General features: G+C 52.9%; 1 protein-coding gene and 1 pseudogene. Both read left to right on the top strand.

Going from position 1 to position 2,065, the window contains the following annotated elements; all coding sequences use genetic code 11:
* Positions 1-112: 112 nt before the first annotated feature.
* Positions 113-589 (top strand): annotated as a pseudogene (locus ACKTSJ_RS11055) (aminotransferase class I/II-fold pyridoxal phosphate-dependent enzyme); the annotation flags it as partial.
* A gap of 318 nt (positions 590-907) precedes the next feature.
* Positions 908-1,972 carry an MBOAT family O-acyltransferase gene (locus ACKTSJ_RS11060; protein ID WP_407900212.1) on the top strand — a complete coding sequence of 355 codons (1,065 nt, stop codon included), beginning with the start codon at positions 908-910 and terminating at the stop codon, positions 1,970-1,972.
* Positions 1,973-2,065 lie beyond the last annotated feature (93 nt).

Here is a 2,065-nt window from a genome sequence, read left to right on the forward strand (position 1 = left end):
CTTCGGAATGCGCGGTAGAACCGCAGCTTGCTTCTTGCTCGTTTTGCTTGGCATACATGTTCCTTTCAGGTTGCATGTTATGCCTCAAACACAAAATTTATGACAGGCTCACGATTACCGGAACCTGGTGGTATTCTCCAGTCTGTTCAAGCGCTCCAACGTGCCCGGCATGCGCTCCGGTTTCGTTGCGGGCGACGCGAAGATCCTGGAAAAATTCGCTTTGTATCGCACCTATCACGGCTGCGCGATGAACCCGGCAATTCAGGCTGCAACCATCGCGGCCTGGAACGATGAAGCGCACGTGGCAGAAAACCGTCGCCTGTACGCGCAGAAATTCGAGCAGGTCATTGCTCTGCTTGCCCCGGTATTGCCGGTGCGCAAACCGGACGCCGGGTTCTACCTGTGGCTGCCGACCCCGATTCCCGACACGGCCTTCGCGCAGGCACTGCATCGCGACTATAATGTGTCCGTCTTACCGGGTAGCTTCCTTACCCGCGAAGCGCACGGCATCAACCCCGGTGCGAACTTCATCCGCTTGGCGCTGGTCGCCGATCTTGACGAGACTTTGGAAGCAGCACGACGCATCGCCGAATTTACTTTAAACCTAACATGCGAACATGCTATTCAATTCTTATACTTTTATATTCGCCTTCTTCCCCATCGTTTTCTTTGGCTTCTTTCGCATTGGGAAACACAGTCACGCTTTAGCGTCACTGTGGCTTGCCGCCGCCTCGTTGTTTTTTTACGGCTGGTGGGATATTCGCTATGTCAACCTGTTGCTCGCCTCCATTATGGTGAATTACGCCTTCGGCTATTCAATCGCACGCCGTGTTGTAAGAAACGATATGAGTAGCGCTTCAGTCAGTCAGTCAGTCAGTCAGTCAGTCAGTCAAAAATCTTGTTGGTCTTGGCTATCGCTGTCAACCTAATTCTGCTCGGTTATTTCAAATACGCTAACTTCTTTGTTACCAATCTGAACCAGCTATCCGGCTCCTCACTCTCGCTCGGTGAGATCATTCTTCCCCTCGGTATTTCCTTCTTCACCTTCACCCAAATCGCTTTTCTGGTCGACACCTACCAAGGCAAAGTGAAGGAATTTAACTTCGTTCACTACACCCTGTTCGTCACCTATTTCCCGCACCTCATCGCCGGTCCGGTGTTACATCACAAAGAAATGATGCCGCAATTTGCGCAGCGCAATGTCTGCCATATCAACTGGGACAATGTCGCGGTGGGCTTGAGTATTTTCGTACTGGGCTTGGCAAAAAAAGTGCTGATCGCCGATTCGCTGGCCGAATTCGCCACGCCGATTTTCAGCGCCGTGGCCTCCGGTGGTCAGCCGATGTTATTCGAAGCGTGGATCGGCGCGCTGGCCTACACCCTGCAATTGTATTTCGACTTTTCCGCCTATTCCGACATGGCGATTGGCATCTCGCTGATGTTCAACGTGCGCCTGCCGATGAACTTCAACTCGCCGTACAAAGCCACCAACATCATTGACTTTTGGCGGCGTTGGCACATGACGCTGTCGCGCTTTCTGCGCGACTATTTATACATTCCCCTGGGCGGCAGCCGGCACGGCAAATTCCGCCGTTATCTCAATTTATTCATCACCATGCTGCTCGGCGGCCTGTGGCACGGCGCCGGTTGGACCTTCATCATTTGGGGCGCGCTGCACGGCGTTTATTTAATGATCAACCACGCCTGGCGTGGCTTCAAACAAAAAATGGACTGGAGCGACGGCGGTCGTTTGGCAAAACTAGGGGCTGGTACGCTGACGTTTTTGGCGGTCGTCGTCGGCTGGGTGTTCTTTCGCGCGGATAGTTTTAGTTCGGCGATGACCATGCTGCACGGCATGGCGGGGTTGAATGGGGTGTCGCTGCCGTCTTCGCTAGAAGGACGGATTGGGGGGTATTTTGCGGGGATCGATTGGGTGGTTTTTGAAGATCAAACATCAGTAGTGTCCGGTTAAAAGTCGAACAAATTTAGCTGGTTAGAAAAGTCCGTCTGTTCTAAGAGTTGTCCACCGCCCGCGAAAGCCTGATCTAGTGGGGTTTTCTCAAAG

It is taken from the genome of Ferrigenium sp. UT5 (assembly GCF_045866295.1).
Lineage (GTDB): Bacteria > Pseudomonadota > Gammaproteobacteria > Burkholderiales > Gallionellaceae > Sideroxyarcus.